This window comes from Mycobacterium sp. (assembly GCF_008709575.1).
Taxonomy (GTDB): domain Bacteria; phylum Actinomycetota; class Actinomycetes; order Mycobacteriales; family Mycobacteriaceae; genus Mycobacterium.
This window is the reverse complement of the sequence record NZ_VYIK01000098.1, coordinates 1-6,828: the sequence shown is the minus strand read 5'-3', so window position 1 is coordinate 6,828 and position 6,828 is coordinate 1. Positions and strand designations below refer to the sequence as shown.

Annotated in this window: 6 protein-coding genes and 1 pseudogene; 5 read left to right on the top strand and 2 right to left on the bottom strand. The window is 68.6% G+C overall.

The genetic code is table 11. The features are described 5' to 3' along the window. Positions 1–64 precede the first annotated feature (64 nt). The 4 genes from F6Q13_RS16430 to F6Q13_RS16415 all read left to right on the top strand — a co-directional run bounded on the left by F6Q13_RS16430 (position 65) and on the right by F6Q13_RS16415 (position 4,524). Positions 65–385: a hypothetical protein gene (locus tag F6Q13_RS16430; protein ID WP_293058792.1), complete on the top strand. Its 321-nt coding sequence runs from the start codon at positions 65–67 to the stop codon at positions 383–385. A gap of 42 nt (positions 386–427) precedes the next feature. Next, positions 428–1,363: a D-2-hydroxyacid dehydrogenase family protein gene (locus tag F6Q13_RS16425; protein ID WP_293058790.1), complete on the top strand. Its 936-nt coding sequence runs from the start codon at positions 428–430 to the stop codon at positions 1,361–1,363. 145 nt (positions 1,364–1,508) lie between these two features. Continuing rightward, positions 1,509–2,288 carry an SDR family NAD(P)-dependent oxidoreductase gene (locus tag F6Q13_RS16420; RefSeq protein ID WP_367141341.1) on the top strand — a complete coding sequence of 260 codons (780 nt, stop codon included), beginning with the start codon at positions 1,509–1,511 and terminating at the stop codon, positions 2,286–2,288. Positions 2,289–2,361: 73 nt separating this feature from the next. Then, positions 2,362–4,524, top strand: a complete 2,163-nt coding sequence (locus tag F6Q13_RS16415; RefSeq protein ID WP_293058788.1) for an acyl-CoA dehydrogenase — start codon at positions 2,362–2,364, stop codon at positions 4,522–4,524. Here the strand turns inward: F6Q13_RS16415 and F6Q13_RS16410 are convergent. Next, entirely contained in the window at positions 4,517–4,873 is a 357-nt protein-coding gene (locus tag F6Q13_RS16410) for an OB-fold domain-containing protein (protein WP_293058786.1), read from the bottom strand. The two genes, F6Q13_RS16415 and F6Q13_RS16410, sit on opposite strands and share 8 nt — an antisense overlap. 41 nt (positions 4,874–4,914) lie before the next feature. Here F6Q13_RS16410 and F6Q13_RS16405 point away from each other — a divergent pair, with 41 nt between their 5' ends. Continuing rightward, a complete protein-coding gene (locus tag F6Q13_RS16405) occupies positions 4,915–6,108 on the top strand; it encodes a thiolase family protein (protein ID WP_293058783.1) in 1,194 nt (397 codons plus the stop codon). A 265-nt stretch (positions 6,109–6,373) separates the two neighbouring features. Here F6Q13_RS16405 and F6Q13_RS16400 read toward each other — a convergent pair. Beyond that, positions 6,374–6,726 (bottom strand): annotated as a pseudogene (locus tag F6Q13_RS16400) (helix-turn-helix domain-containing protein); the annotation flags it as partial. Between the last annotated feature and the right edge of the window lie 102 nt (positions 6,727–6,828).

Sequence of the window (6,828 nt, the reverse complement as noted above, 5' to 3'; positions counted from 1 at the left end):
TACCGGCGGCGCGGCCTCGACCGCCGTCGCCGCCGGTACGGGCGGTGCAGGTGGGCCCGGCGCCATGGGCGGCCCGGGCGGTGCGGGTGGTGACGGCGGCGCCGCGGGATTTTTAGGCCAGGGCGGCAACGGCGGGGACGGCGGCGCGGCCGGCGACGGTGGGGCAGGCGGTACCGGCGGTACCGGCGGTGCGGGCAACGCAGCATATCCGGCCGGCGGGGACGGCGGCGCCGGCGGGGCTGGCGGCGAGGCGGGCGTCGCCGGGGACGGCGGCGCCGCCGGCTCGTTCTCCATCCTCGGCCAGGAGGGAACAGCCGGCGCGAGCGGCCCGACCGGCACGGCCGGCGCGACCGGCGCGACCGGCGCGCGCGGTGCGAGCGGGTGATGCCGCGCCGGGGATCAAGCCCCGCCGTGCGACATTGGCAGGATGCGGGTAGCAATCCTCGACGACTACCAGAACGTCGCTTTAACCATGGCCGACTGGTCTGCGGTGGCGGCTCGCGCCGACATCACCGTTTTCAACGATCACCTGGCCGATGCGGATGCGGTCGTCGAACGACTGGCGCCGTTCGACGTGGTGTGCGTGATGCGCGAGCGAACACCGCTGACCCGCAGCATCATCGAGCGCCTGCCGCGGCTGAAGATGATTGCGTCCACCGGACCGTTCAACGCCGCCGTCGACGTCGCGGCCGCCGCCGAGCGCGGCATCCACGTCAGCACGACCGGCGGCTACATCGAGTCCACAGTCGAACTGACCTGGGCGTTGATCCTGGCGGCAGCGCGGCGGATCGTCGACGAGAGCATGTCGGTGCGCTCGGGCGGCTGGCAGACCTCGGTGGGCCGCCAACTCGGGGGGACGGTGCTCGGCGTGCTCGGCCTGGGCCGGATCGGCACCCGGGTGGCACGGGTGGGGGCGGCGTTCGGCATGGAGGTCATCGCCTGGAGCACCAACCTGACCGCCAAGGCCGCCGACCGGGCCGGGGTGACCTACGTATCCGAAGACGAGTTGTTCAGCCGCGCCGACGTGCTCACCATCCACGTGGTGCTCAGCGAGCGTACCCGTGGTCTGGTCGGCGCCGAACAGCTGGGGCTGATGAAGCCGACGGCGCTGCTGGTCAACACGTCACGCGGACCGATCGTCGACGAGAGAGCCCTGATCGACGCCCTGCGTTCGCGCCGGCTCGCCGCAGCCGGGCTCGACGTCTTCGACACCGAACCCCTGCCGGCCGGGCATCCGCTGCGCACGTTGGACACCGTGGTGGCCACCCCGCACATCGGCTACGTCGCCGACCGGGTCTACCAGACCTTCTACGGCGAGGCCGCCGCCGAAATCGCCCACTGGCTCGATACGTTCGCGGTATGAGCCCGTTAGCAGCGGGGCGGTTCCGGCCGGCCCGGCAGCCCGCCGGCACGGTGCGCCTTTACACACCTGACCGAGGGCGTCACGCACGCTCGCGGTAGCGTGCACCTACGCGTGCGGAGGACGCGGCGCGATGAGGGAGGTGCGCATGGAGATCAACGGCAAGAAGGTGATCGTCGTCGGCGGCGCCTCGGGAATGGGTCGCGCCAGCGCTGAACTGCTCGCCGAGCGCGGAGCCAGCGTGGCGATACTCGACCGCGAGGCTTCCGACGGCAAAGACGTCGCCGCGAGCCTCAGCGGTGGGCGCGGCTTGTTCTACCCGGCCGATGTCACCGACTTCACCGGTATCGAGGAGACGCTGCAGGCCGCGGTCGACGCACTCGGCGGACTGCATGTGATCGTGACCACGGCAGGCGGTGGGATCGCCAAGCGGACGTTGTCCAAGGAGGGTCCGCACGACCTCGAATCCTTCCGGCAGGTGGTAGATCTCAACCTCATCGGCACTTTCAACGTCAACCGGCTGGCCGCCTGGCACATGAGCAAAAACGAGCCGGAGGACCCCGAAACCACCGGGGAACGCGGCGTGATCGTCAACACCGCCTCGATCGCGGCGTTCGAGGGCCAGATCGGGCAAATCGCCTATACCGCGGCCAAGGCGGGCATTGCCGGCATGTGCCTGACCATGGCGCGCGATCTGGGTTCGCTGGGCATCCGGGTGCTGGCGATCGCGCCGAGCCTGTTCGCCACCGGACTGACCCGGGGTATCCCGGACGACTTCGCCACCGCGCTGACCAAGGACGCGGCATTCCCCAAGCGCCTGGGCCGCCCGGAAGAATTCGCCAAGCTGGTCGCGGCCATCGTGGACAACCCGATGCTCAACGGCCAATGCCTGCGACTGGACGCCGGGCAGAGGTTCGCCCCCAGGTGAGTGCCTGGCTGGCGGCGAAGCCGGATTACGTACACTCTGGGCACGCCGGCCGCAGTGACGAGGAGGGCCTCTGATGGGTATCGCGTTAACCGACGACCATCGCCAGCTCGCCGAGGTGGCCCGCGACTTTGTGACGTCGCAGAAGGCCCGGTGGGCGGCGCGCTCGCTGCTCGACTCGCCCGACGAGTCCCGGCCGCCGTTTTGGGCAGATCTCGTCGAGCTCGGCTGGCTCGGCCTGCACGTCCCCGAAGAGTACGGCGGCTCGGGATTTGGCCTGCCCGAGCTGGTGGTGGTGATCGAGGAGCTCGGCCGGGCGGTGGCGCCGGGACCGTTCGTGCCGACCGTGATCGCCTCCGCCGTCGTCGCCAACGACGGCACCGCCGAGCAGAAAACGCGGCTGCTGCCCGGACTGGTCGACGGCACCCTCAGCGCCGGTGTCGGGCTGGGCGGCAACGTCCGCGTCGACGACGGGATCGCCGACGGCGACGCCGGAGTCGTACTGGGAGCCGGCCTCGCCGAGCTGCTACTGATCGCCGCCGGCGACGACATGCTGCTGCTGGACCGCGGCCGCGCCGGCGTATCGGTCCAGGTGCCCGACAACCTCGATCCCACCCGGCGCTCCGGGCGGGTCAGCCTGCGCGACGTCCGCGTCACCGCCGCCGACATCCTGCCCGAAGCCCGAGCATCGGCGCTGGCCAGGGCCCGCACGCTGGTCAGCGCCGAGGCGGTCGGCGGCGCGTCGGATTGCGTGGACGCCGCTGTCGGCTACGCCAAGGTGCGCCAGCAGTTCGGTCGCACGATCGCCACCTTCCAGGCCGTCAAACACCATTGCGCGAACATGTTGGTGGGCGCCGAGTCCGGTGTGGCAGCGGTGTGGGACGCCGCCCGCGCCGCCGGTGAGGACGAGCAGCAGTTCCGGTTGGCCGCTGCGGTGGCCGCGGCGCTGGCGTTCCCGGCCTATGCCCGCAACGCCGAACTCAACATCCAGGTACACGGCGGCATCGGGTTCACCTGGGAGCACGACGCGCATCTGCACCTGCGCCGCGCCCTTACCGTCCGGGCGTTGTTCGGCGGCGACGCGCCCGCGCGCGACGTGTTCGACCGCACCGCGGCCGGCACCACCCGGACCAACAGCCTCGACCTGCCCGCCGAGGCTGAAGAGCTGCGTAAGCGGGTCCGCGCTGATGCCGCCGAGATCGCCGCACTGGACAAGCAAGCGCAGCGCGACAAACTGATCGCGACCGGCTACGTGATGCCGCACTGGCCCAAACCGTGGGGCCGGGCGGCGGGAGCGGTCGAGCAGCTGGTGATCGAGGAGGAGTTCGCCGCAGCCGGGATCAAGCGACCGGACTACTCGATCACCGGATGGGTGATCCTGACCCTGATCCAGCACGGAACCGCTGAGCAGATCGAGCGATTCGTCGAGGCGGCGCTGCGCCAAGACGAGATCTGGTGCCAGCTGTTCTCCGAGCCCGACGCCGGATCGGATGCGGCCGGCATCAAGACGCGCGGCACCCGGGTCGACGGCGGCTGGAAGGTCAACGGCCAGAAGGTGTGGACCAGCGGCGCCCAGTACTGCCGACGCGGGCTGGCCACCGTGCGCACCGACCCGGACGCGCCCAAGCACGCCGGTATCACCGCGATGATCATCGACATGAAGGCACCCGGCGTCGAGGTGCGGCCGTTGCGCCAGATCACCGGCGGCTCGGATTTCAACGAGGTGTTCTTCAACGACGTCTTCGTGCCCGACGAGGACGTGGTCGGCGAGCCCAATGCCGGGTGGACGGTCGCCCGGGCCACCCTGGGCAACGAGCGGGTCAGCATCGGCGGCGGCTCTTTCTATCAGGGCCTTGGCGCACAGCTGATCCGGTTGACTCAACAACACCCGGATCGGTTGGCCGGTGCGCAGGTTCGCGTGGGTACGTTCCTGGCCGAAGAGCACGCGCTGCGACTGCTGAACCTGCGCCGGGCTGCCCGCAGCGTCGAAGGAGCAGGGCCCGGGCCGGAGGGCAATATCACCAAACTCAAGCTCGCCGAGCACATGAGTGAAGGTGCCGCGATCGCCGCGGCCCTGCTGGGACCGGAGATCGCGCTCGCCGACGGGCCGGCTGGGCTGTTCAGCCGGATGGTGATGGCCGCTCGCGGCATGGCAATCGCCGGTGGCACCTCCGAGGTCACCCGCAACCAGATCGCCGAGCGCATCCTCGGCATGCCGCGTGACCCGTTGATCAAGTAGCCGGCCCGCTGGGCCTGCCGATCTTCGGCGCGAACACCGGCTTGCCGGGCTGGGCGAACCGGGCTTCGACGGTCATCCCACAGAACACTGAATCTGGTTCGCAGTCAATGATATTCGCGGCGACACGCAGGCCTTGCTGTTCGGCCAGTTCGATGATCGCGATCACGTAGGGTGTCTCGAGGTCGGGATTGTAGGGATGGTGGTTCACCGTGTAGGTGAATACGGTGCCTTGCCCCGAGACCGGCCGGGCAACCAACGGGCCGCCGCAGTCCCGGCATGTTCCGGTTGCCGGATGGACCCAGTGCGCGCACGCAGCACAATGCTCGATGAGCAGCTTCGCCGATGCCACCCGCGATACAGTACACTTTCTCGGGCGGACGGGTGGCGGTGATGGAATATTTCGAAAAGAACGCGATCGTCTCCGGAATCGGAATCTCGCGCATCGGCCGCCGCCTCGGTGTCCCGGCCCTGGAGCTGACCCTGGAGGCGGTGGGCGCCGCCATCGCCGACGCGGGACTGACCGCGGCGGCTATCGACGGGATCGCCACTCTCGGGGACACCCCGGCCGCCGAGATCACCGCTGCGTTGGGAATCGACGCGGTGGACTGTGGATTCGGCTTCGACACCGGCGGCCTGTTGACTCCCGTGATGTCGGCATGCCGCGCCGTGGCAGAGAACCGGGCCCGCAACGTGCTGGTGTACCGGACTGTGGGCATGCTCGGCGGCACTGTGTCGCCCTCGCCGGCCCCGTCGGACGAGACTAGTCCGCTCGCGCGGCTCGTCGAGTCGCCCTCCGACGGTGATCGACCCGTCGTCGGGCCGATGGACGATATCCCTGATCTCCTTGCCGCACATGCATATTCGGCGGCAAATTGGTTGGCACTCAACTGCCGCAGGCATATGCACTTGTATGGAACCACCAAGGAACAGCTGGGCTGGCTGGCGATCAACAGCCGGCGCAACGCGGCGTTGAATCCGCTTGCGGTCTATCGTGAGCCGATGACGATGGCCGATTACCTTGCGGCGCGGCTGGTCTCCACACCGTTCGGGTTGTTCGATTGCGATGTCCCCGTTGACGGGTCGATTGCGGTGGTGGTGTCCAATGCAGCCTATGCCCGCGACTGTCCGCACCCTGCGGTGGCGGTAGAGGCGATCGGGGGATCGGACGGGGCCGGCGGGTGGTTTCACCGACCGGACTATCCCAAGATGGCCTCTGCCGACGCGGCGGCGCAGCTGTGGTCGCGGACCGACCTGACTCCCGCCGATGTGGACGTGGCCGAGTTGTACGACGGATTCACCTTCCTCACCCTTGCCTGGCTGGAAGCACTCGGTATCTGCGCCGACGGGGAGTCCGGTCCGTTCGTCGAGGGCGCGGAGCGCATCGCGCGTGACGGCGAGTTGCCGCTGAACACCTACGGCGGTCAGCTCTCGGCGGGGCGCATGCATGGCTACTGGGTGCTCCACGAGGCGTGCCTGCAATTGCGCGGGGAGGCCGGGGAGCGGCAGGTTGCGCGGCGCCCGGAGGTGGCGGTGGTCGCCGCGGGCGGCGGCCCGATCGCCGGATGCATGCTGCTGACATGCTGAGCTGAGCTGGGCAAGCTCGTCATTGAGTAATGAACACTCAGTCAAACGCACTCCGCAGAACGCTGTCGTATCGAGGCTAGACCATCCGCCGAGGCTGCCGAGCGCCTCGACGACGCCGGTATCGAACGGTTGTGAACCGGCCTGCATGCGGCATCGGCGTAGAAATTCCACTTAGCGCTCGCTGAAGAATCCAAAAATTCGGTGCGGCAACTGTTCATCGACATCTTGATTGGGATGACCGCACGATTGGCATCAAGTCGCGCGAGGCCATCGTCTCACAGCACCAATGGATTTGGCCCTGCGGGCGGTAGTTCATTGTCAGATCCACGATCTCGTCAATCTTTTACTGCTGGATCGTCTTCTTCCGCCCCGCCACTCACGGACCTGCGCGAACTTGACCAACCCCTCCTCAGCGAACCGGGCCGGCCACCCGCTGACCGACGCCGGCGACACCGACAACGTCCGCGCGAAGGCCGTATTCGCCAGACCGTCGGCCGCCATCAACAACGCCCGCGCCCGGACAACCTCGCGATGCGGTGCCGACGTCGACCGCGCCACAGACTCAAGAACCTCACGCTGCCCAGGGGACACCAGCATAGCTGGAACGGCCCGCCTCATAACGTGAATCACACCAAGAAGCCGTCAATTAATTGACGGACACACCACTAGTCCTCAAATAAGCGTGTCGGCGTCAGCGGGTCGCAGGATTGATTTCGATGT